The sequence below is a fragment of the Mesorhizobium sp. L2C066B000 genome (genome assembly GCF_000502335.1).
Classification (GTDB): Bacteria; Pseudomonadota; Alphaproteobacteria; order Rhizobiales; family Rhizobiaceae; genus Mesorhizobium.
The window spans coordinates 289,990-312,383 of the sequence record NZ_AYWZ01000001.1; the positions used below are offsets into that span (position 1 = coordinate 289,990).

25 protein-coding genes are annotated in these 22,394 nt (G+C 63.6%); 11 read left to right on the top strand and 14 right to left on the bottom strand.

What is annotated here, in order from left to right:
* Nucleotide 1: 1 nt before the first annotated feature.
* Complete coding sequence (locus X733_RS164345) at nt 2–1,201, bottom strand: amidase (RefSeq protein ID WP_023817280.1); 1,200 nt, start codon at nt 1,199–1,201, stop codon at nt 2–4.
* Between the two features lie 541 nt (nt 1,202–1,742).
* On the opposite strand from X733_RS164345, the gene odc2 reads away from it, so the two are divergent.
* Nucleotides 1,743–2,876, top strand: coding sequence for an ornithine/lysine decarboxylase (gene odc2, locus X733_RS164340; protein ID WP_023671923.1), 1,134 nt, complete (start codon nt 1,743–1,745; stop codon nt 2,874–2,876).
* 147 nt (nt 2,877–3,023) lie between these two features.
* Nucleotides 3,024–3,695, top strand: coding sequence for an N-acetyltransferase (locus X733_RS164335; RefSeq protein ID WP_023817281.1), 672 nt, complete (start codon nt 3,024–3,026; stop codon nt 3,693–3,695).
* A 69-nt stretch (nt 3,696–3,764) separates the two neighbouring features.
* Here X733_RS164335 and X733_RS164330 read toward each other — a convergent pair whose 3' ends face one another.
* The 7 genes from X733_RS164330 to flhA all read right to left on the bottom strand — a co-directional run bounded on the left by X733_RS164330 (nt 3,765) and on the right by flhA (nt 9,336).
* Nucleotides 3,765–4,049: an SCP2 sterol-binding domain-containing protein gene (locus X733_RS164330; RefSeq protein WP_023671921.1), complete on the bottom strand. Its 285-nt coding sequence runs from the start codon at nt 4,047–4,049 to the stop codon at nt 3,765–3,767.
* Nucleotides 4,050–4,244: 195 nt separating this feature from the next.
* Nucleotides 4,245–4,793, bottom strand: coding sequence for a hypothetical protein (locus tag X733_RS164325; RefSeq protein ID WP_023683275.1), 549 nt, complete (start codon nt 4,791–4,793; stop codon nt 4,245–4,247).
* 28 nt (nt 4,794–4,821) lie between these two features.
* Nucleotides 4,822–5,238 (bottom strand): hypothetical protein, encoded by a 417-nt coding sequence (locus X733_RS164320; protein WP_023671919.1) that lies wholly within the window; start codon nt 5,236–5,238, stop codon nt 4,822–4,824.
* A 13-nt stretch (nt 5,239–5,251) separates the two neighbouring features.
* Complete coding sequence (locus X733_RS164315) at nt 5,252–5,824, bottom strand: rod-binding protein (protein WP_023747159.1); 573 nt, start codon at nt 5,822–5,824, stop codon at nt 5,252–5,254.
* Between the two features lie 290 nt (nt 5,825–6,114).
* Nucleotides 6,115–6,498 carry a hypothetical protein gene (locus tag X733_RS164310; protein WP_023817282.1) on the bottom strand — a complete coding sequence of 128 codons (384 nt, stop codon included), beginning with the start codon at nt 6,496–6,498 and terminating at the stop codon, nt 6,115–6,117.
* A 1-nt stretch (nt 6,499) separates the two neighbouring features.
* On the bottom strand, nt 6,500–7,252 hold the full coding sequence (fliR, locus tag X733_RS164305) for a flagellar biosynthetic protein FliR (protein ID WP_023817283.1): 753 nt from the start codon (nt 7,250–7,252) through the stop codon (nt 6,500–6,502).
* The gene (gene flhA / locus X733_RS164300; RefSeq protein ID WP_023671908.1) at nt 7,249–9,336 is read right to left on the bottom strand and encodes a flagellar biosynthesis protein FlhA; all 2,088 of its coding nucleotides are present in this window, start codon (nt 9,334–9,336) and stop codon (nt 7,249–7,251) included. Before flhA ends, fliR begins: the two co-directional genes overlap by 4 nt.
* 123 nt (nt 9,337–9,459) lie before the next feature.
* Here flhA and X733_RS164295 point away from each other — a divergent pair, with 123 nt between their 5' ends.
* The 9 genes from X733_RS164295 to X733_RS164255 all read left to right on the top strand — a co-directional run bounded on the left by X733_RS164295 (nt 9,460) and on the right by X733_RS164255 (nt 17,074).
* Complete coding sequence (locus X733_RS164295) at nt 9,460–9,759, top strand: putative quinol monooxygenase (RefSeq protein WP_023817284.1); 300 nt, start codon at nt 9,460–9,462, stop codon at nt 9,757–9,759.
* Nucleotides 9,760–10,279: 520 nt separating this feature from the next.
* On the top strand, nt 10,280–10,549 hold the full coding sequence (locus X733_RS164290) for a hypothetical protein (protein ID WP_023817285.1): 270 nt from the start codon (nt 10,280–10,282) through the stop codon (nt 10,547–10,549).
* Between the two features lie 90 nt (nt 10,550–10,639).
* Entirely contained in the window at nt 10,640–11,293 is a 654-nt protein-coding gene (locus X733_RS164285) for an XRE family transcriptional regulator (RefSeq protein WP_031192937.1), read from the top strand.
* 37 nt (nt 11,294–11,330) lie between these two features.
* Entirely contained in the window at nt 11,331–12,407 is a 1,077-nt protein-coding gene (locus tag X733_RS164280; protein ID WP_023817287.1) for an extracellular solute-binding protein, read from the top strand.
* Between the two features lie 22 nt (nt 12,408–12,429).
* Nucleotides 12,430–13,302 carry an ABC transporter permease gene (locus tag X733_RS164275; RefSeq protein WP_023710962.1) on the top strand — a complete coding sequence of 291 codons (873 nt, stop codon included), beginning with the start codon at nt 12,430–12,432 and terminating at the stop codon, nt 13,300–13,302.
* The gene (locus tag X733_RS164270; protein ID WP_023695739.1) at nt 13,302–14,099 is read left to right on the top strand and encodes an ABC transporter permease; all 798 of its coding nucleotides are present in this window, start codon (nt 13,302–13,304) and stop codon (nt 14,097–14,099) included. Before X733_RS164275 ends, X733_RS164270 begins: the two co-directional genes overlap by 1 nt.
* On the top strand, nt 14,096–15,211 hold the full coding sequence (locus X733_RS164265; protein ID WP_023817288.1) for an ABC transporter ATP-binding protein: 1,116 nt from the start codon (nt 14,096–14,098) through the stop codon (nt 15,209–15,211). The genes X733_RS164270 and X733_RS164265 overlap by 4 nt, the downstream gene beginning before the upstream one ends.
* Nucleotides 15,212–15,261: 50 nt before the next feature.
* Nucleotides 15,262–16,647 (top strand): FAD-binding oxidoreductase, encoded by a 1,386-nt coding sequence (locus X733_RS164260; RefSeq protein WP_023817289.1) that lies wholly within the window; start codon nt 15,262–15,264, stop codon nt 16,645–16,647.
* A 58-nt stretch (nt 16,648–16,705) separates the two neighbouring features.
* Nucleotides 16,706–17,074 carry a cupin domain-containing protein gene (locus X733_RS164255; protein WP_081726812.1) on the top strand — a complete coding sequence of 123 codons (369 nt, stop codon included), beginning with the start codon at nt 16,706–16,708 and terminating at the stop codon, nt 17,072–17,074.
* Between the two features lie 23 nt (nt 17,075–17,097).
* On the opposite strand, the gene X733_RS164250 is transcribed toward X733_RS164255, so the two are convergent.
* From X733_RS164250 to flaF, 6 genes are all read right to left on the bottom strand, one after another.
* Complete coding sequence (locus X733_RS164250; RefSeq protein WP_023817290.1) at nt 17,098–18,741, bottom strand: MFS transporter; 1,644 nt, start codon at nt 18,739–18,741, stop codon at nt 17,098–17,100.
* A gap of 223 nt (nt 18,742–18,964) precedes the next feature.
* The gene (gene asnB, locus X733_RS164245) at nt 18,965–20,833 is read right to left on the bottom strand and encodes an asparagine synthase (glutamine-hydrolyzing) (RefSeq protein ID WP_023817291.1); all 1,869 of its coding nucleotides are present in this window, start codon (nt 20,831–20,833) and stop codon (nt 18,965–18,967) included.
* A 71-nt stretch (nt 20,834–20,904) separates the two neighbouring features.
* Nucleotides 20,905–21,171 carry a flagellar biosynthesis protein FliQ gene (fliQ, locus tag X733_RS164240; RefSeq protein ID WP_023671896.1) on the bottom strand — a complete coding sequence of 89 codons (267 nt, stop codon included), beginning with the start codon at nt 21,169–21,171 and terminating at the stop codon, nt 20,905–20,907.
* A 24-nt stretch (nt 21,172–21,195) separates the two neighbouring features.
* Nucleotides 21,196–21,603, bottom strand: coding sequence for a flagellar hook assembly protein FlgD (flgD, locus tag X733_RS164235; protein WP_023671895.1), 408 nt, complete (start codon nt 21,601–21,603; stop codon nt 21,196–21,198).
* Nucleotides 21,603–22,046, bottom strand: a complete 444-nt coding sequence (gene flbT, locus X733_RS164230) for a flagellar biosynthesis repressor FlbT (RefSeq protein WP_023695743.1) — start codon at nt 22,044–22,046, stop codon at nt 21,603–21,605. The genes flgD and flbT overlap by 1 nt, the downstream gene beginning before the upstream one ends.
* Complete coding sequence (flaF, locus tag X733_RS164225) at nt 22,043–22,390, bottom strand: flagellar biosynthesis regulator FlaF (protein ID WP_023671893.1); 348 nt, start codon at nt 22,388–22,390, stop codon at nt 22,043–22,045. The genes flbT and flaF overlap by 4 nt, the downstream gene beginning before the upstream one ends.
* Nucleotides 22,391–22,394: the final 4 nt, after the last annotated feature.

Here is a 22,394-nt window from a genome sequence, read left to right on the forward strand (position 1 = left end):
ATCAAGCCTTTCGTGCCGCATCGAGAATTCGCCGGCCGAGCCGTATCAGGGCAATGTCGCTGCCGGGAGGACCGAGCAGCGAGAGGGCGAAAGGGGCGCCGTCAACCGAGCCCAGCGGCAGGGTGATTTGCGGAAAGCCTGAAAGACCCGAAAGGCACAAAAGATGCAAGGCCCTTTCGCGGTAGGCCTGGAGCTGCTGCGGCTCGCTTTTGACCAGAGGTGCGGGGCCTGGAACGGTAGGCAGGACAAGAAACCCGTCCTGGCCGAGCAGCGCGGCTAGCTCGGAGCGGAACGTCAAGCGGCGCACCGCCTCGGCCCGCGCGGTCTTTTCGTCGATTGTCCGGCCGAAACCAAAGCGCTCCTCGACGCCCGGCCCGAGATCGCGCTCGCCCGAAATGATCCAGGCGCCATGCTGCTGCCAGGCCTCGGCGGCCTGGAGGCGGCGAAAGCACCAGTAGAGCTCGTCGGGGAAGGAGGCGAAGCTGTACTCTACCGGCGCCGGCTCACCGACAAGACTGGCGGCCAGCGCTCTCATCCTGGCATATTCGGCTGCCTCGGCGGGGCCGGCCACGAAAGCGTCCAGCCAGCGGATCGAAAGCGGCCGGTTGAGCGGATGCTGATGCGGGTCGCGGCCAAGCAACAGCTTGCCGATCGTCTCATAGGTCTCGATGTCGTCGGCGAACCAGCCGAATGTGTCGAAGCTCGGCGCCAGCTTCATCGTGCCTTCGAGCGAAATGCGGCCATGCGTGGTGCGCAGCCCGATCAACCCGCAAAAGCTCGCCGGGGCGCGGATCGAGCCGCCGGTGTCGGAGCCGGTGGCGATATCGGCAAGCTTGCCGGCCACCGCCGCCGCCGATCCGGAGGACGAGCCGCCGGTGACGCGATCGGGAGCGGCCGGGTTCACCGGAAACGGAAAATGCGCGTTCTGGCCCATCAGCGAGAAAGCGAACTCGTCGGTCTGCGTCTTGCCGATGAAGCGCGCGCCGGCGTCGAGAATCATCTGCACGGCCGGTGCCGTGCTGGACGCGGCATGCGCCTCGTCGAACTTCACCGGATTGCCGCAACCGGTGCGGTAGCCGGCGACGTCGCAAATGTCCTTTACCGCCAGCCTGAGCCCGGCCAGCGGCCCCAGTTCCGCATTGGCGACCGGCATGCGGCGCAGGTCAAGAAAGGCGTTGAGCGGGCCGTGCGTGCCTGGCATCGTTCGATATCCGTATACAGTAGGCCCAGCATTGTTCGATGCCGGAAATTTTACAACCTGGGATACGATTTTTATTGATTGTGAAATCTTTCGATCTTATATCGCGCTTGCCCAAAGTCGCACGTGCCTGTGGGTGTCCGCCGATCCTCGAATGGTGAGGGAAATCGGTAAGGTAACTGGAGCTAACCCCTCCAGTCGGTCTAGCGGCCAACCGCCAGCCCGAGGACACCTTGAAGCAACGACGGTGCGGGCCTTTCTGGTGTTCTGCCGGTCGTCCAAAGACCGGGGTTACTGAAGAGGCACACCTTCATTGCCGGCAGTGCGGACGGGTCTCCCATCCAAGCCAAGGCAGACAAAGCGAACCGAGGCCGGGCAAGGCCAAGGTTCACCGCCGCGAGATGGCGTTTCATGGTTCCGGGGTCTCCACCGGCTGGTTCCATGGATTTCCGTCCCGCCTTTGTTTGACCGCGTGTTCGCGAGGCCGAAAGCCCGCGTCCCGCAGCCTTATTGCGCGCCGCAAGGCGTTAATGGAGAGACCCCGATGGCCACCCAGCGCATCCTCGACTTCCTCGCCACCCGACGTCCGTCCGGCCCCTGCCTCGTCGTTGACCTCGATGTCGTGCGCGACAATTTCCGCGCCTTCGAAAAGGCGCTGCCCGATTCCCGGATCTACTATGCGGTGAAAGCAAACCCGGCGCCGGAAATCCTGCGCCTGCTTGCTGCGATGGGCTCGTCCTTCGACACCGCTTCCGTTGCCGAGGTCGAGATGGCGATGGACGCCGGTGCGCCGGCGGACCGCATCTCCTTCGGCAACACCATCAAGAAGGAGCGTGATATAGCACGCGCCTACCAGCTGGGCATCCGGCTGTTTGCGGTGGACTGCGTCGAGGAGGTCGACAAGATCGCCCGCGTCGCTCCCGGCGCGCGTGTGTTCTGCCGCGTTTTGACCGATGGCGAAGGCGCCGAGTGGCCGCTGTCGCGCAAGTTCGGCTGCGTGCCGGCGATGGCCGTCGACGTGCTGCGCCACGCCAGGACGCTCGGCCTCGACGCCTATGGCGTGTCGTTCCATGTCGGCTCGCAGCAGACCGACCTGACGGCGTGGGACCGTGCGCTGGCCGACGCCAAGAAGGTGTTCGCCACGCTCGCCGACGAAGGCATCGTCCTGAAGATGGTCAATATGGGCGGCGGTTTCCCGACGCGCTATCTGCGTGACGTGCCGGCGGCCCAGGCCTATGGCCAGGCCATCTTCTCGGCGCTGCGCAAGCATTTCGGCAATGCGATCCCTGAGACCATCATCGAGCCGGGTCGCGGCATGGTCGGCAATGCCGGCGTCATCAAGTCGGAAGTCGTGCTGATCTCGAAGAAGGCCGAAAACGACAATGTGCGCTGGGTGTTCCTCGACATCGGCAAGTTCGGCGGTCTGGCCGAGACGATGGACGAGGCGATCCGCTATCCGATCGTCACCCGCCATGACGGTTCGGAGACCGCACCTTGCGTGCTCGCCGGCCCGACCTGCGATTCGGCCGACGTGATGTACGAGAAGACGCCGTATCCGCTGCCTCTGTCGCTGACCATCGGCGACGATGTGCTGATCGAAGGCACCGGCGCCTACACGACCACCTACTCGGCGGTCGCCTTCAACGGCTTCGAGCCTCTCCGATCCTACGTGATCTGACGGCTTCGGCCTTCAGATCACCCCAGGCGGACGTTTGCGTCCGCACGGGTTCGCCTGTGGAACAAGCTCCGCTCGTGAAGGATCGCGGAAATGGACATTGTAAATTACATTGATGGTGCCGTGGGAATCTCCCCCCTTGAGGGGGAGATGGCAGGCAGGCCAGAGGGGGTCGTCTCGCGTGAAGCGCCGGCATCCCTCGTCCACGACGCGGTGTCGCGTCAGGTCGTGCCGACCCCCTCTGTCGCCTTCGGCGACATCTCCCCCTCGAGGGGGGAGATTGCCCGCGCCATTGTTGTCGTCGCCGAAACTGCGGCAGACATTGCATCGCGTGAAGCGTTGCTCGATCGCGCCATGGGGCCGATGCGGCGCAAGAAATCGTCGGAGAAGCTGCGGCGTGGCCGCCGGCCTTCCGAAGGCCTCGCCTTCGTGGCGCGTGATGCGGCGGGCGCGGTGATCGGCACTGTGCGGCTGTGGGATGTAAGGCTGGGCGAGGGCGGCCCGGCGGCGCTCCTGCTCGGGCCGCTCGCCGTCGATCCGGCGCTGAAGAACGCCGGCATCGGCTCGGCGCTGATGCGCCATGCTTTGGCCGAGGCCGCGCGTCTCGGCCATGCCGCGGTGCTGCTAGTCGGCGATGCGCCTTACTATGGCCGCTTCGGCTTTTCGGCGGAGAAGACAGGCGCGCTCGCCATGCCTGGACCTTACGAGCGGCGCCGCTTGCTGGCGTTGGAGCTGATCGAGGGTGCGCTCGACGGCGCGCGTGGCACGCTGAGGGCTGCAGGTCGCAAGCTCACGGCACAGAGGCTGTCGCTGGCCGCCTGATTGTCCAAAAACAAACGCCGCCGGTCCTTTGCATTTCAGCGAGGGCGGCGTTTTGTTTTTGCGAAGGGCTCAGCCGATCAGTTGGCTGAGCGCCATGGCGACCGACATATCGCCTTCGACCTTTATCTTGCCGGACATGAACGCCATGGTCGGGTTGAGGTCGCCGGCGATCAGCGAATCCAGATCGTCGAGCGACAGCTTTATGGTGCAGTCGGTCGGCGCGTCGGTGGTCGAGACGGTTGCACCGTCGATGACGATGACGCCGTCACTGCCGGTATCGAACTTCACGGAATGTTCGAACCCGGCGCTCGCCACGCGCGACCTCATCTTCTCGGCAATGTCCTGAACGCTCATGACTGTTCTCCTGGTCTCGTTGCGTTTTGCCGCGCTTCAGTGACCGGCCTCCGCCGAAGTCGCTGTCTCGCGCGTGCCGCGATCCTGGTCGCTTGGCGCATATAGCTTCGAGTTGACGTAAACGTCAACGCGCGATGCGTCATCTCGTTTCAGTCGGAAGGAATGCGGCAGAGAACATTCACCCTGCGACGAAGGTTAGTGTTCAGCAGCGGGCTTCGCCGCCTCGGCCTGGGCCGATTCCGCCGGGGCCGGTTCGGTCGGCGTGGCCGGATCCTTGCGGCGGCGCATGGCGTTGTCGCGGATTTCATCCTTGGTCAGGAAGTTGACTTGGTCGATCAGCACTTCATGCACTAGGTCGGCGCCGACGCGGGCGTTGACGGTGTCGCGTATGGCCTTGCGGAAGGCATCGAGATCGATGGTTTCCTTCTTGGTGAAGTCGATCTGAGGATTGGAGTAGAGATAGGAATAGACCTGATCGGTCATCAGCGCTTCGGCCGGGATCGACATCTTCTTTATCTCGGCCGGCTCGACCGTGTAGACGAGCTTGGTGAGGAAATAGCCGTCGATCTTGGAATCGCGGATCAGCGGCACCGAGATGATGTCGGTCTTGACGTAGTCGAGGCCACCCAGCATCGGTTTCGGCGTCTCGCCGACGCCGCGCTCACCGGCCGCCTGGAACGAATAGAACACCGCGCCAAGCGTGGCGGCGCAGATCCAGATCGCGGCGGCGATGAATTTGATCACCGGTTGTTCCCGCCTGTTGCCGAGATCATCAGCTCGCCCAACCGAATTCGCCGGCCGAGTATGTGCCGTCGGCTTCGGCGCGCTGAATGGCGTTCTTCAACAGCGTGGCGACTTCGTTGACCGCGTTGAGGTGGGCGAGGATTGCAGCCTCGTTTTTCGCGAGCTTCTGGCGCAGCCGCGCCAGACTGTCGCGATGCTGTTCCAGGAATTCGATCTCGTTGGCGCCCTTCATGGCGCGGGTCAGCTCATAGAGGTAGCGGCTCTTGCGGGCGTTGGAGGCCTTGAGGTCATAGCTGGTGTCGTTCTTCAAACCGGCCGTCTCTTCCTCGACCGCTTCCTCGATGCGGCCGATGATGGCGGCAAGGTTGCCCGGCCGTGCAAACGGGATCGGCGCTTCGGACGTACGCGCCGGCAGGTTGGAAGAGTATTTTGAAAAATCGGCCATTGAAAATCCTGGTCTAGATCTTGATTTCGGTTTTGATGGTCGTCTCGTCGCCGGTCATCGACCGTGCGGCCTTGCGCTGCAATTCCTCGACCAGCGAGGTGGACAGCCGGGTCTGCTGGTCGATCTCGGTCTTGTGCGGCCCGGTTGACACCGGGCCGATCGGCACGGTGCGCTTGCCGTCCTTGTAGTGGTCGGCGAGCAGCGATTTGGCGATGCCGATCCCTCCGCGCTCGGCCATGACGTCGGCGACACGCTCGGCAAGCTGCGATTTCCACATGTCGCCGGCCAGCCCCTTGCCGTAGACGCCCTCTGTGTCCTTGGGCAGCATGTTCTGGATGAAGGTCTGCAAGACCATGGCCTCGAACTTCTTGAATTTTCCCGCGGGATCGGCGCCTGCCGCGGCCTTGTCGGCCGTGGCACGCGACAAGATCGAGCCGGTATCCACCGAAGCCGCCATGTCGACCAAAAAGGCGCCGCCAACGCCGTTGGCCCGCTTGGCCAGCGCGGCACGGGCAGCCTCGATATCCGTCGGGTCGACGGCTCGGGCAACATCGAGAACGATGTCGCTGGGTGGAGAAATCGCCAAGAAAGTCCGCCTCTTTGCCGGGTTTCCTGAGCGACCATGCCGCAGCAAGCTTGTGGCAGGCTTGCCGGCTCGAAATCCTTCGCCGGATGCTAGGCATTGCTATCAGCAGCGGCAACTCCGGCTGGGTCGATGCGATCTGGTCGTTTGCGGTGGGCGCTGCCGGCGTCGCCATGGTCAGATCGTAGGTGGCGTAGGCGCAGAGGCCGAACACGGCGCCGTACACCCAACACAGCCCGCCGCACGGAACGAAACCGAACGCCGTCCGCAGGTGACCCGGCTCTAACTTCCGATTATTCCTGCCCTCGCCTCTGCGCGACCAGATCGAGCCGGTCGCGGTCGGAGCGTTCGCGTTCGTCCTGTCGGCGCACGTCCTTGTAGGCGCGCTCGACCATGTTGGTGCGCGCCGTCGCAGTGGCGATGAGCGTGACCTCCTGCCTGGCGCTTTCCAAGCTCGCTTCCTGCCGGACCAGCGCATTGGCGATGCGGCGATGGTAGAGATCAGGGAACAGCACCGCCATCGACTGGTCGGCGTCGAAATGCTGGACAAGTTCCCTGGCCTCGGTTTCGGCGGTTGCCGCTGCCGCCAGGAAGGCCGCATGGCGCGTCTCGTGCAGGGCCTTCAACTGCTCCTGCACCTTGACCAGTTTCTTCAGCCGTTCCTTGCGCGTGCTCATCTCACCTCGCCAGCGTCAGGTCGACAAAGCCGTCGACGAACAGCGACAGCATGGTGCCGATGGCGAAGTAGAAGATGATCATGCCGCCGGCGATGACGAAAGGCAGCGAGATAAAATAGACCGGGATCTGCGGCGTCAGCTTGTTGACGAAGCCGATCGTCAAATTAACGAGAATGGCATAGGCGATGAACGGGCTGCCGAGCCGGATGACCAGGAAGAAGGCGTCCGACACCGTGTCGGTGAGATCGACCAAGGCGGCCTGGGGATTGAAGAAGACGTTGACCGGCGCCACCGTGTAGGAGGCGACCAGAGCGCGGATGATCTCGTGGTCGAAATCGAAGACGAAGAGCAGCAGCAACGCTGAAAACGAGATGATGGCGGCCAGAGCCGCCTGCGGCTCTGGCTCCTCGATGGCGGGGCCGCCGGTGCCGCCATAGCCGATCAGCATGGCGATGGCCGAACCCATGAAGCGCAGCGCCTCCATGTAGAGCCTCGTCATCGCGCCGATCAGCCCGCCGACCAGCAGTTCCGAAATGATCATCGGCGCCAGTACCTGCGGACGCGCATCGACGAAGGGAAAGATCTTGTCCCACAGGAAGGCGAGCAGGCCACCGGTGGCGGCGATCGACACGAACAGCCGGACCTGGACCGGCACGCGGGCGCTGGACAGGCCCGGCATCAGCATGAAGCAGGCGCCGATGCGACAGAAGGCGAGGAAGGCGGCGATGGCGACGCCTTGCGACAGTATGTTCACGAGATCGTCCCGAGCACCTTGATCTCGACGCCCTTGGCGATTTCGACATGGGAGAGAACGGGAAGCGTCGTGAACAGGCGCTCGATGATCATGCGCACATAGGGGCGAGCATCGGGCGCGGTGACGAGGACAAAACGCTCGCCGGCCTCGAGATGCTTGCGGATCGCCTTGGTCGCGTCCTGGCCGAATTCCTCCAGCTGGCGCGGGTCGATGTCGAATTCGCGCACCTCGCCCTTGGCGTCGCGCTTGAGGCTCTGGTGGAAGGCGAGGTCCCAGCGGTTGCCGAGGCGCAGCACCTTGAGCATGCCGCCCTCGGAGAGATCGCCGCAGATCTGCTGGGCCATGCGGATGCGGACATGCTCGACGATCTGCTCGGTGCGGCGCACATGCGGCGCGATCTCGGCGATAGCCTCGATGATCAAATGCAGGTTGCGGATCGATACGCGTTCGGCCAGCAGCAATTTCAGCACCGCCTGCAGGCCGGGATAGGAGATGTGCGAGGTGCAGATCTCGTCGGCGAGCTTGCGGTATTCCGGATCCTGGCGCTCGAGCAGCGCCTTCATGTCCTTGTAGGACAGAAGCTGCGGCAGGTTGTTGCGGATCACCTCGGACAAATGGGTGAGCAGCACCGACATGTTGTCGGCAAAGGTATAGTTCTCGCGCTTCAGATCCTCGGCGAAGGTTTCAAGCACCGAGAAGGCGCGCATGCCGAAGGCCGGCTCGCGGATTTCCTCGCCGGGAACGTCGGGCAAATCCCGGTTGCCGAGCAGCACCATGATCTCGCCGACGCGCATCTGGTATTCGGCGACGACGGTGCCGTGGACCTTGATCTGATAGCTTTTCGGCGGGATGCCGAAATCATCGGCGACGCGCACTTCCGGCACGACGAAGCCATATTGCGTGGCAAATTTCTTGCGCATCTTGGCCATGCGGAACACCAGTTCCTGATGCGACACCAGCAGCCGCGTCGACAGCTGTTTGCCGATCAGAAGCTCGATCTCGGCGGTGGTCAGCGAAGCCTTGACCGAGTTCTTCTCTTCCTCGACCTTGTTCGCCTTCTCCAGATCCTTGATCGCTTCGGCGGCGGCAGCCTCGCGGTTGGCGCGCATCGGGATGACGTAGCCAAGACCAGCCATGCCTGCAGCCAGCGTAAAGAACGGGAAGAACGGCAGGCCGGGCATCAGCCCGAGCAGGACGAGCAGCGAGGCCGCGACATAGAGCGCGCGCGGATGCGCGCCGAGCTGGCCGAACACCGCCTGGTTGGTCGAGCCGCGCGTGCCGCCCTTGGACACAAGCAGGCCGGCGGCGAGCGAAACGATAAGCGCCGGGATCTGGGTGACAAGGCCGTCGCCGACCGACAGTTTGATGAAGACATCGGCGGCTTCGCCCATGCCCATGCCGTGCCTGATGTAGCCGATGGCGATGCCGCCGACGATGTTGATGGCGGTGATGATGAGGCCGGCAATGGCGTCGCCGCGGACGAATTTCGAGGCGCCGTCCATCGAGCCGAAGAAGGAGGATTCCTCTTCCAGCTCGCGGCGGCGCAGTTGCGCTGTCTTGTCGTCGATCATGCCGGCGGACAGGTCGGCGTCGATCGACATCTGCTTGCCGGGGATGGCGTCGAGGGTGAAGCGGGCGCCGACTTCGGCAATACGGGTGGCGCCCTTGGTGATGACGATGAAGTTGACCACAATCAGGATCATGAAGACGATCAGGCCGATGACGAAATCGCTGGCCATCACAAGTTTGGAGAAGCCGGCGATGACATAGCCGGCGGCGTGCGTGCCCTCATTGCCGTGCGACAGGATCATGCGCGTGGTGGCGATGTTGAGCGATAGCCGTAGCATGGTGGCGATCAGCAGCACGGTCGGGAAGGACGAGAAATCGAGCGGCCGCTGGATCCACAGCGCCACCATCAGGATCAGCACCGACAGTGCGATCGAGAAGGCGAGGCCGATGTCGATGAGGAAGGCCGGGATCGGCAGGAATAGCACGGCCAGGATGATGACGATGCCGATGGCGAAGAAGACATCGCGGCCGTTCTTGGCCACTGTTCCTGTCGCTAAGCTTTCGCTAACCGCCATGTCGTCCCCAATCACAAGCCTGCCGAGCACGCGACAGCCCTTCGAGCCTAACCGGTCAAGCTTGCGCGAGGGTGGGAGGACTGGCTACCTGCCAGGACGACAGAGGCCTTGAGGAGAGAGATCATGCTGGTGATCATCGGCACCATTCGCCTGCCGGCGGAACGGCTCGACGAGGCAAGGCCGGCCATGCGGCGCATGATACTGGGCAGCCGGGCGGAGCCCGGCTGCATCGAATACTCCTACGCACAGGACGTGCTCGACGTCGGGCTCATCCATGTAACCGAGGTGTGGAGCGACAGGGCCGCGCTCGACGCGCATTTCCGCTCGCCTCACATCGCCGATTGGCGGGCGAGCTGGGCATCGCTCGGCATAGGCGAGCGCAACCTCATGCTCTATGAGGCCGGCGAGCCGAAGCCGATCTGAGGACCGGGCACAGTCAAGAAGGCGTGGGCCCAAGAAAGTCTAGCAGGCGTTGACCTGTCTGCAGGACCATCCGCCGCCATCGGTATCGTGGCAGTCTTCATAGCTGCCGCAGCAGGTGTTCGTCGAATTGCGATACCAAGGGTAGCCGCCAGGACAGCAAACATCTTGTTGTGCAGTCTGGATAAATTCCTTTGCCGGCCGGCTTTGGTTTTCCGGATTGCCTCCCGCCAAAAGAGACATCGGGTGCGACACAACAGACCTAGACGGCATATCCATGCTTGAATTGCTCACCGCAGACGAGCTCAAAAAATCATGCCAACAGCTAATGAAAAAAGTCCCCGCGCACTCATCTTCTCCTCCTCGAGGGAAATAGAGAGGGGCATAAATAACACAGCTGCGTCCATTGCGTAAGCGATCGCTCATATACCTCGACACGCTCGCGGGGAATTGAAGCGGGGCGGCAAGCCTGACTGCGCCTCAGCGCCAGAATGGCGCCGCAAGCAGCCGGCATTATGTCGGCGTGCTGATCGTCGCCGAACTGCACAGCGATCAGTTCGGTGGTGAGACGCCGGTGCTGGCGCCGGCCAAATTCCGGCGTGCGGTGCTGGTGCCGACCATGAACCTCCGGTCCACCGCCGAAACCATCCAGCGCGCCGTCGCCGAGGAACTGGCGGTGGTCGAGAAGTTCGACAACCGGGCCGTTGTCGGGCTTTTTACCGAGGGCCATCTGATGCGGCGCTACGCCGAGGAACTCGACAAGGCGCGGCGCGACCTGTCGGGCGAAGACTAGGCCTCGGCCGGCATCTTAAATGTCCCTACTCGGCGCTTGCCACGTGTACAGTGTCACTGTACAAATTGTTCAGTGGGAGAAAAAGACTGGATGAGCACCGACCAGGCTCCGGTCAAGAATGGCGTCGCCTCGACGGCGACGCATGCCCATCAGATGTTGGGCCAGCGGCTGAAGAGCCTGCGTCTCCGCCGGCGGCTTTCGCTGCGCGAACTCGCCGAACTGACCGGGACCAGCGCCAGCTTCATCAGCCAGCTCGAGCGCGGCCTGACCGGCGCCAGCACCGCCTCGCTCAACCAGATGGCCTCGGCGCTTGGGGTGAGCGTGGCGATGCTGTTCGAGGATAGTGCCGCCGGGCAGCGCGGGGCCTTGCTGCGCAGCGAGCGGCCGAGCCTGCCGCCCAGCGACGGCTGCCGCAAGATGCTGCTCTCGCGTCCCCCTTTAAGCGACATGGAAGTCTATGTCGGCGAGTTCGAAATCGGCGGCTCGACCGGCCCAGCGCTCTACACCCATGGCGACGCGCACGAGATGCTCGTCGTGCTGCGCGGCATCGTCGAGGTTTCGCTCGGCGATGTCAGGCATGTGCTGGAAGAGGGCGACAGCATCGAATACGCCACATCGACAGCACATCGCTCAGAGAACATCGGCAGTGGCCGAGCCGAGGTGATGTGGATCATTGCGCCACCGACTTCGATGCGCGCCGAACTCGATCAATATAGGGCCTGGAAACCGCTCGCAGCCAGGTAGGTTCAATCCATGCGGGTCAAATGGGAGAACAATAATCATGCTGAAAACAAGACATCTTGGCCTTGGCGCCGTGCTGGCGCTCGGCGTTCTGGCAACCGCAGCGTTCGCGCAGGAAAAGCCTGTCGCGGGTGAGGTCAAGGAAGGCTCGCTCAAGGGCAAGACGCTGACGCTCGTCTCCTATGGCGGCATCTACCAGGACGGCCAGGCCGCCGCGCTCAAGGAGTTCGTCGAAAAGTCCGGCGCCACGCTGCTCAATGACGGGCCGACAGAGATCGCCAAGCTGCAGGCGCAGGTCGAATCCGGCAACGTCACCTGGGACGTCGTCGACACCGCCGACCTGCCGCCTTACGTCTATTGCGGCAAGCTGTTCCAGAAGCTTGATTTCAGCAAGCTCGACGTCTCAAAGGTTCCGGAGGGCCAGGTCGGCGAATGCTCGGTGCCGGCCATGAACTACGGCGTCGTACTGATGTACAACAAGGAGAAGTATGGGGATAACCCGCCCAAGAGCTGGGCCGATTTCTTCGACACGACAAAATTCCCGGGCGTGCGCGCGCTGGATGGTTCGGGCGATCCGACCGGTGGCCTGCTGGAGCAGGCGCTGAAGGCGTCGGGCGGCGATCCGAAGGCGATGACGGTGGCCGACATCGACAAGGCCATCGATGTCATCCGCAAGCTCGGTCCCGACACGATCTACTGGAAGACCGGCGCTGAATCGCAGCAGCTCGCCGAGTCCGGCGAGGCCGACATGCTGATGATGTGGACGGGCCGTGCCATGACGGCGGTGAAGAACGGCGCCAAATATGCGCCGGCCTGGCAGGACTGGCTGGTGGTGATGGACCAGATGACCATTCCGGTCGGGGTCAAGGATACGGATGCGGCTTATGCGCTGCTCAATGCCTATCTCGGCAAGGGGGCGCAGGAGATCCTGGCGCAGCAGACCTCCTATACGCCGATCAACAATGACGCGCAGCCCAAGGTCGATGCGTCGGTCGCCGCCTTCCTGACCAACACGCCCGAGCGCCAGAAGCAGGGTTACAAGCAGAACATCAAGTTCTGGGTCGAGAACTTCCCGGTGGCGCAGGAGAAGTGGTCGGCGCTGATGGCCGGCAACTGAACAGCCGAGCGAGAGCCAGGCCGTGAGCGCGTCCGAACCCATCGCCCAACCCGCCGCCCATGCGCGGTCGGGTCGGGCATGGCGGCCGTTCGCGCTCACGGCGCCGGCGCTCATCCTGCTCGTCGCGGTGATCGGGTATCCGCTGCTCACCATTGTGCTGCGCAGCCTGTCGGAACCTGAGTGGGGGCTGCAGAACTATGCCTGGTTCTTCGGCGCGCCGGTCAACCTGACAGTGCTGCAGCGGACTTTCGTCATTTCGGCCTGGGTGACGCTGGTCTGCGTCATCGCGGCCTATCCCTATGCCTATCTGATGACCGCGGTCGGGCCGCGCGTCCGGCTGGTGCTTGTGCTTTGCGTGCTGATCCCGTTCTGGGTGAGTGGTGTGGTGCGAACGCTGTCATGGGTGATCCTGCTGCAGGATTCGGGCGTCATCAATTCGTTGCTGCGCTCGGTCGGGTTCGGCGGCGTCAAGCTGATCCGCACCCAGACCGGCGTGGTCATCGGCATGGCGCAGGTGCTGTTGCCGTTCATGATCCTGCCGCTCTATTCCGTGATGCAAGGCATCGACCTCAGGCTGATGCGTGCGGCGCAAAGCCTCGGTGCGCGGCCGTCGCGCGCGTTCTTCACCGTCTATCTGCCGCTGTCGCTGCCCGGCGTCTATGCCGGCGCGATCATCGTCTTCATCCTGTCGCTCGGCTTCTACATCACGCCTGCTTTGCTCGGCGGCCCGCGCTCGACCATGCTGTCGACGCTGGTGCAGACGCAGGTGCTCAGCCTGCTTCAATGGGGCAGGGGCGGCGCCATGGGCGTCGTTCTGCTGGTCACCACCTTCGTGCTGCTGGCGCTGGCAGCACCTGTGATGCGGTCCAGTCATCGGGAAGCGGGGCGGCGCTGATGGAGATGAAGCCGCTCACCCGCGTTCTTCTCGGGCTCGTCTGCCTGCTGGTGGCGATATGGCTGGTGGCGCCGACGCTGGTCGTGGTGCCGATGTCATTCAACGAAAACAAATCGCTGGCGTTTCCGCCGCAAGGCTTTTCCTGGCAGTGGTACCAGAATTTCGCCACCAATCCGGACTGGTCGAACAGCTTCCTGAACTCGCTGAAAGTCGCCTCCATCGTTGCCGTCCTGGCAACGGTGCTCGGCACGCTTGCCGCCTTCGGCCTCGACCGCATGAAGGCGCGGCCGGCGAACCTTTTGCGTATGCTGATGCTGACGCCGATGGTGGTGCCGGGCGTGGTGCTGGCGATCGGCATCTATGCCGTCTATCTCGACACGCAGCTCGTCGGGACGCTGCTCGGCTTCGTGCTGGCCCACACCATCCTTGCGCTGCCCTTCGTGCTGATCGCGGTCTCGGCCAGTCTCGAAGTGTTCGACCGCCGGCTGGAGACAGCCGCAGCCAGCCTGGGCGCCGGCGCACTGACCACGTTTCGCACGGTGACGCTGCCGCTGATCGCGCCGGGCGTGCTCTCAGGCCTGCTGTTCGCTTTCGCCACCTCGTTCGACGAGATTGTCGTGTCGCTGTTCATCACGAACCCCTATCTCAAGACATTGCCGGTGCAGATTTTTGCCTCGATCACGCGCGACGCCGATCCGACGGTGGCGGCTGTCGGCACGATCCTGCTTTTCGCGACCACGATCCTGATCGGCGGCGGCATGCTCCTTCTTGGCCGCGAGCGGAAAGGACGCCAATGAATCCGAAGCCGACAAGCAAGGGCGCGGCGATCGATCTCGAAGCGATCAGCAAGGCCTATGGCGGCTTCAAGGCGCTGGACGGCGTGTCGCTGCGCATCGAGCCCGGCGAGTTCATGACGCTGCTCGGCCCCAGCGGCTCGGGCAAGACGACGACGCTCAACGTGGTTGCCGGTTTCACCGATGTCACCAGCGGTAAGCTTCTGGTCGGGGAAAAAAGCGTCGTCGGCGTGCCGGCGCACAAGCGCAACATCGGCGTCGTCTTCCAGCATTACGCGCTGTTCCCGCATATGAGCGTCGGCCGCAACGTCGCCTATCCGCTGACGCTGCGCGGCGTCGACCAGGTGACGCGGCAGACACGCGTGGCAAGGGCGCTCGACATGGTCAAGATGGGCGATTTCGCGCATCGCTATCCCAGCGAATTGTCGGGCGGCCAGCAGCAGCGCGTGGCGTTGGCACGCGCCATCGTCTTCGACCCGCCGCTGCTCCTGATGGACGAGCCGCTCGGCGCGCTCGACAAGAAGCTGCGCGAATGGCTGCAGCTCGAGATCAAGCGCATCCATCGCGAGCTCGGCACCACCTTCGTCTATGTCACGCATGACCAGGAAGAGGCGCTGGTGCTGTCGGACCGCATTGCTGTGTTCAACCGCGGGCGCATCGAACAGGTCGGCACAGGCCGCCAGCTCTATGACGAACCGGCAACGCTGTTCGTCGGCCGCTTCATCGGCGATTCCACCGTGCTGCGCGGCAAGGCGCGCAGCGATGGCAACAGCACCGCGCTGAGCATCGCCGGCGAGACGGTGACGGTACCGCGTAAGCTGTCGGGGGAAGCCAGTCCGGTGATGCTGCTGCGTCCCGAAAAGCTCGCGATCCGAAGAGCCGGCCAAAGTGCTGCCAATGGCGCCAACCGCCTGTCGGGGACGATCGCGGAAGCCATCTATCTCGGCTCGGAATCGAAATACGACGTTAAGCTCGCCGACGGCTCGGCCGCGATCGTGCGCTCACCGCTGACCGGCGAGAGTTTTGGCCTCGGCGACAAGGTCGAGCTCTGCTTCGACGGCAGCGACGCCAAGCTGCTGGCGGACGACGCAAGCGCCGACACCACACTCACCTGATTCCATCTGGCCTGATCCCATCTGGCCTGATCTCATCTGAAAGTCATTCCATGCAAGCCAAGCGCAACGGCGACATATCGTTCTGGTATGCGGATCTGGGGGCGGTTCCCGTTCCGCGCCCGCCCTTGCCTGGAAACATCGAGGCCGATGTCGCCATTGTCGGCGCCGGCTATACCGGCCTGTGGACCGCCTACTATCTGAAAAAGGCGAAGCCATCGCTGCGCGTCGTGATCGTCGAGCGCGAATTTGCCGGCTTCGGCGCTTCGGGGCGCAATGGCGGCTGGCTGTCGGGCGGCTTCAGCTGGTCGCGCGAAAAATATCTCAAGACATCGAGCCGGCAAGGCGTGATGGCGATGCAGGCGGCGATGGCAGGCTGCGTTGACGAAGTGATCCGGGTCGCGACCGAGGAAGGCATCGACGCCGACATTCGCCGCGTCGACAATCTGACGGTGGCCACCAACGCAGCGCAGTTGGAGCGCGTGCGCGAAGAATGTGAGACGATCCGTTCCTGGGATGTCGACCCGAACCGCGTCGAGATGCTGGACGCCGCCTCAACGCGCACGCGCATCAACATCCGTAACGTCATGGGCGGCTTCGTCGTGCATGGCCAGGCGCGGGTGCAGCCGGCCAAGCTGGTGCGTGGGCTTGCCGATGCCGTCGAGCGGCTGGGCGTGCCGATCTATGAGAAGACGACGGTGACAAGCATCGCCAAGGGCAGCGTGACGACAGACCGCGGTACGGTGCAGGCGGAGACGATCATCCGCGCGACCGAGGGTTTTACATCAGGCATCCCCGGCGAGGAGCGGACCTGGCTGGCGCTCAACAGCGCGCAGATCGTGACTGAGCCGCTGCCGCCCGACCTGTGGCGCGACATCGGTTGGGAAGGGCACGAACTGCTCGGCAATGCGGCGCATGCCTATTGCTATGCCCAGCGCACGCGTGAGGGACGCATCACGATGGGCGGACGCGGCGTGCCTTATCGCTACGGCTCGCGCACCGACGTCAACGGCCAGACGCAGCAGGCCACGATCGACCAGCTGCACACGATCCTGACGACGCTCTTGCCGCAGACCAAGGGATGCCGCATCGATCACGCCTGGTGCGGCGTGCTCGGCGTGCCGCGCGACTGGTGCACCACGGTCGGCCTCGATCCCGCGACCCGCATCGGCTGGGCCGGCGGCTATGTCGGCCTCGGCGTGTCCAGCTCCAACCTTTCGGGGCGCACGCTGGCTGACCTTGTTCTCGGGGCAAACACCGAGCTGACGAAGCTGCCCTGGGTCAACCGCAAGGTCAGGCCATGGGAACCGGAGCCCTTCCGCTGGCTGGGCGTGCATTCGATGTACCAGCTTTATCGCATTGCCGATGGCCGCGAGGCGGCAGGGCTTGCGCGCACCTCGAAGCTGGCCGCGTTGGCCGACAGCATCACCGGCCACTAAAGCCATTTGTTCTCACGCAATTCCGGGGCAGACCCCTTTCCTGGAATTGCTCTTATCCATGGAGCTAGACTTGATCGATCTTTCGACCTTCCACGATCTCGCCAAGGCCGAGATCGGCGCGTTCTCTCCTAAGCCAACCTCGATTGAAGGGGATCAGGTCGAGGCCGTGCGCTCGTTCTTTCAATCGCCGGACGGGACTGTCGATGTCGGCATCTGGGAATGCACGCCCGGCCGCTTCACCGCCGATCGTTCGGACTCGTCGGAGATCTGCCACATCATTTCGGGGCGCGTGGAACTGAGCCGCATCGATGGCGAGGTGCGGGAACTCGGTCCGGGCGATCTCCTCGTCCTGCCGCAGGGCTGGAAGGGCGAGTGGCTGATACGCGAGACCACGCGCAAGCTCTACATGATCCAGAGCGCCGGCTGACCGGCGCTACGGCTATGGCGAGCTCAGTGATCGATCGGCCCCTTCGGCGAGACCAGCGCGGTGCCGGCGGTCGTCGGGCGCTCGATCAGGCGGCGCACGCGCGGCGGTTCGTCGCCGCTGTGCAGCGCCCGCACCCGCTCGCCGACGAAGGCGTCGGCATGGGTGGCGCGCCGGTTGTGGCGGATGTATTCCAGCCAGGTCGGCGTGTGGTAGTGTTCGATCCAGACTGCGGGATTTTCTAGGTCCCGAGCCAGCGTCCAGTTGCGGGCGCCGTCGCGGCGGCGGATGCGCCCGCGCTCGGCCATGGTGGCGAGGAATTCGGGCACATCTTCGTCGCGGATAATGTACTCTATCATGATGGCGATGGGGCCGCTGCGCGGCTTCAGGTCGAGGCCGAGATGCGGCTCCTTGAAGCGGTTGAGCGGGTCGAGGTTGAGAGTCGTCTGCTGCGGCAGCGGCAGGAACAGGCCGATGGCGCCGCCAACAAGCATCGCGATGGCCGCCGCAATCAGCGCGGTTTCGGCGCCATGCGCATCGGCAACGACGCCCCAGATCCAGCTGCCCAGCGCAATGCCGCCGAAGGTCGCCGTCTGGTAGACCGACAGCACCCGGCCGACGACCCAGCGCGGCGTCGACATCTGCACCGTGACGTTGAAATGCGACAGCGCGATCACCCAGCAGGCGCCGCCGATGAGCAAACCCGCCGCAGTCTGCCAGGCATTGAGGCTGATGGCGGCATTGAAGGCGCAGACGGCAAAGCCGGCGAAGGCCATCCGCACCATCGTTTCGCTGGATAGCAATTGTCTGAGACGCACGCTTATCAGCGCGCCGCAGACGGCGCCGATGCCGAAGGCGCCGAGCATGATGCCGTAGGTCAAGGCATCGCCCTTGACGACGTCGCGCGCCACCAGCGGCAGCAGCGCCAAAACCGCGCCGGCGCTGAAGCCGAAGGCGGAGCCCCTGACCAGCACCTTGCCGATGTTGGGCGACATGGCGACATAGCGCAGGCCGGCGCCCATGGCGGCGCCCAGCGTCTCGCGCGGTAGCGTCGAGACCGGCAGCTCCGGCTTCCAGCGGAATAGCACGATGATGAGACCTATATAGCTCAGCGCATTCGCGGCGAACGCAGCAGCCGCACCAGCGGCGGCAACGATGATGCCGCCGATCGCCGGGCCGACGCTGCGTGTCAGGTTGAAGCCCAGTGAATTGAGTGCAACCGCGGCCGGCAGCTTGTTGCGCGGCACCATGTCGCCGACCGATGCCTGCCAGGACGGGTTGTTGAGCGCCGTGCCGCTGTCGATCAGGAAGGTGAAGGCAAGCAGCGTCCACGGCGTCATCCAGCCGTTCCAGGTGAACAGCGTTAGAAGTGCAGAGACGACCAGCATGAAGATTTGGGCGATCAGCATCACCTTGCGCCGGTTGAAGCTGTCGGCGATGGCGCCGGCGACGAGTGCAAACAGCATGATCGGCAGAGTGGCCGAGGCCTGGACCAGCGCCACCTGATAGGGCGACGTGGCGATGGTGGTCATCATCCAGGCGGCGCCGACGCCCTGGATCAGGCCACCGAAATTCGACACCAGGCTGGCCGACCAGACGGCGCGGAAGATGCCGTGCCGGAACGGCGCCAGCGCCGAGACGCGTTCGCTGTCCGGCTCGTCATCGATCATTAGACCTGTCCCACCTTCACGTGCTGGTTTCGTCCGCCGGGACGACAATCATGGCATCCGTTTGAAATAGAGCACGACATCCAAAAGGGCGAACGCGTCTTCGAAAAAGATCGTGGTCCAACAACAGGATAGCAAGGCGAAAATACGTCAGCCGGGAAGGGTCCGCTACCCACAGCGATGTTCTCATTGGTCCACTGCGCGGGGCTGTCGGCCGCGCGCGAAGTCAGCTTCTGTCCCGGGCAGCGGCATGCAAGGCTTCGGTCAGCGTGCTTGGCGTCTCGCCGCCGGCGTGAAGGCGCAGGAAAAGCTCCATGCCGACAAGCCGCAGCCTGGATGGTTGCTCGCGCCGCGCGAGCTGGACCATGTCCTCCAAATTCGCGGCGGGCCATTTCAAGGCATCGCGCAGGAAACCGCCGCGCAGCAAAGTCTCCGTGCCGGCCGAAAATTGCGACGACATCTCGAAGCCGATCTTGCGCGCATGGACGTTCTGGCGCGGAATATGCTTTTCAGCGACCTTTCGCAAAAGCCATTTTCCTGTTTTGCCGCGGTATTTCTGCCGCCTCGGCAAATGGATGGCGAAGTCGATCAGGCGGTTTTCCAGGAACGGGACCCGCAGTTCCACGGACGCTGCCATGCTCAGCCGGTCGTGCCGGTGCAGTATGTCCTGCAGATGCGAATAGAGGTCGTAGAGGCAACTACCGAGAAAGGCGCGATCCGCGGGCGGCGTCACCGGCTCCAGCCGGTCGAAGATCTCGGTTTGCAGGAAATTCAGCTCCGGCGACAAAGCACGCAGGACCATGCTGCGATCCATTTGTGAGTGGCTTCCAGCCGAGACCTTGTAGGGGGCATGACGCTGTTGCTCGAATCTCCGGTCGAGCGAGCGCTTCGAATGGACCAGGCGCCGGGGCCACGACCAGGAACGCCACTTCTTCATGCTCAAGGCCTGCAATGGGTAGCCGCCAAACAATTCGTCTGCGCCTTCGCCGGTGAGCAGCACCTTGACGCCATCGGCCCGGCATTGTTCGGCAAGCGCCAGCAGCGCGACATGGCTGGCGTGCCAGCCATCGCTTTCAAGATGCCAGATTACCCTTGGCCAAAGTTCGAAAAACCGGTTCCTGTCGACCTGCACCCGGCGCAAGGGCACGCCCACATGGCGGCCGGTGCGTTCGGCGTCTTCGGCCTCGCTGTGACCGAGCTGCGGGTCGACGACATAACCATGGACTTGCGGCCTGAACCGCTTTGCCAGCGCCGTTATCAGGCCGGAGTCGACACCGCTGCTGCAGGCGGTGGCAACGCTGGTATCGGCGATGCAGTGAAGCCCGACGCTGTCCTTGAGCAACGCCTCGAGCGTCGCCATGTGTTCAGCATCAGCGGATGCATCGCCGGTAATGCGCGCGGTCTCCAGCACGTCCAGCACATGCCAGAAGCGGCGCTTCTCGATAACGCCATCGGTGATCTTCCACAGGCCGGCGGGCGGCAGGCGCTCGATGCGGTCGAACAGGCTGTAGCTGGAATCGCGGTTCTGCCAGGCAAGCCGCAAGGTGATCTCGCGGCTGTCGATGTCGCGCGGAAAACCGTCGCAGGCGAGGATCGCCTTGTCCTCCGAGGCGAACAGGATTCGCTCCGGCGTGTCGGCCACCGACATCGGCTTGATTCCAAGACGGTCACGCGCAAGCCACAGCGCACTGCTGCGAGCGTCGAAATAGGCGAAGGAAAACATCCCGTCGAACAGCGGCACGGCTTTTTCGGGACCCCAGTGATGCAAGGCTTCGAGAACCACTTCGGCATCGCAGATGGTTCGAAAGACGACGCCTTGCGCCTGCAGCGTTTCGCGCAACGAGCGGTAATTGTAGACCTCGCCATTGTAGACGAGAACGCCATTGCCGGAAGAAGTCAGCATCGGCTCACGGGCGGCGGGCGAGGGATCGATGATGGTCAGTCGGCGGTGACCGAGGGCCAGCCGATTGTTGTGCCAGCTGTCATGATCGTCGGGGCCGCGATGTACCAGCGCCTGCATCATGCTGGCGACATCCGACAGGTCGTTGGCGTCGATCGGGTTTCGTTTGCGCCAGACGCCGGCTATTCCGCACATGGCCTGCCGGTGAGTTCTGCCTGAGTCATGGCCTGCAATCTAGCCGGAACACAGCCGCCTGCAAGCGCTGCCTAGAACCCGTTTTCAATGCGCTCGAAGATGACGTTGGTGAAGGCCGAGATCTGGCTGCCGATGAACGGACCGGTCAGCGCCACGACCAGCATGATGGCGACGATCTTGGGCACGAAGGTCAGGGTGATTTCCTGGATTTGGGTCAGGGCCTGGATCAGGGCAATGCCGATGCCGACCACCATGGCGACCAGCACCACCGGCGCGGAAGCAACAAGCACCGTCCATACCGCGTACTGGACGATGTCGAGTGCGTCGGCCTCGTTCATGTGAGCGCGCCTCTATGGAACTGTCTAGCTGGCCGGCTTTATCGAAACGCCCGCGCCGACCGGCACTTCGGTGCCGTTCTGCAGCACGGCGATCACGCCGTTGCTTGCAAGCTTGACCGAGGCCACGACGCCGGTCGTCTTGCCGTCGGCCGAGGTGATCGAGCGGCCGATCAAGGCATCGGCCTGCGACAGCGCCGAGGACTGCATGATCTGGTCGAGCTTGGTGTTGGTCTGCACCGATTGCTCTACCTGCGAGAAGGTGGCGAGCTGGGCGACATACTGTGTCGAATCCATCGGTTTCGTCGGATCCTGGTTCTTCATCTCGGCGATCAACAGCTTCAGGAACGACTGGTAGTCGACCGCTGTCTTCGACGTCTGCTGGGTGCCCTGGTTGGCGCCCGTGGGGATCGTCGTCGTCATGTCCACATTCATCAGTATTGTGCCCCCACGGCCAGCGGGCGCTTCGCACCCAGAACATCGTCATTGCCGCCAAGTGCGCGGCGTTCGAGCGGATAAAGCGCGCGGATAGCCTTCAGCGCTTCATAGATATGGTCTTCGCCGACCATGCGGTCGATCTGCTTCAGCGCGCCACTGATCTGCTCATCCTCGAAGCTTGCCAAAAGCAAGGGCAGCGAGCGGCGGAACATGGCGCGCGCCTCGATGGCGCCGGCCGGGTTCATCAGCATCACCTGCAGGATGAAATAGAGCTGCTTGAGCGGCGTCGAGGCATCGTCGGCCTGGATGACATGGTTCTCGAGCAGGAACTGTACGTCGTTCATCAGCTCGACGGTGACCTTGCGGTCGACGCGGATGACGGCGCCGTTGATGTAGATCTTCTCGTTCGGCTTCAGCGATATCTTCAGCGTGTTGGTCATTGAATGCCGTCCCGGATGATCTGGGACACTTCGATCAGCCCTTCGAAATTGTCGGTGCGGCCCTGGCGGATGTCCTCGGCCTCGCGCAGCAGCCACAGGCCGATGGAGATGAGGTTGGCGCGCAGTTCCTTGGGCAGGACATTGTCGCTGGAACCGAGATCCTCGACGAAGGTGGTCCAGACCCGGTTGGTGAAGTGCAGCGCCTCGACCGCTTCCATCGAGGTGTGGCCGACCGCCGCCGCCGCCGCCAGCATTTCGATCGAGCGGGTCAAAAGCTGCCGCTCGCGATCTTTCGCATCGGCAACGGAGTCGGTCTGGATGTCGGCGTAGGAGAATTGGTACATCGTT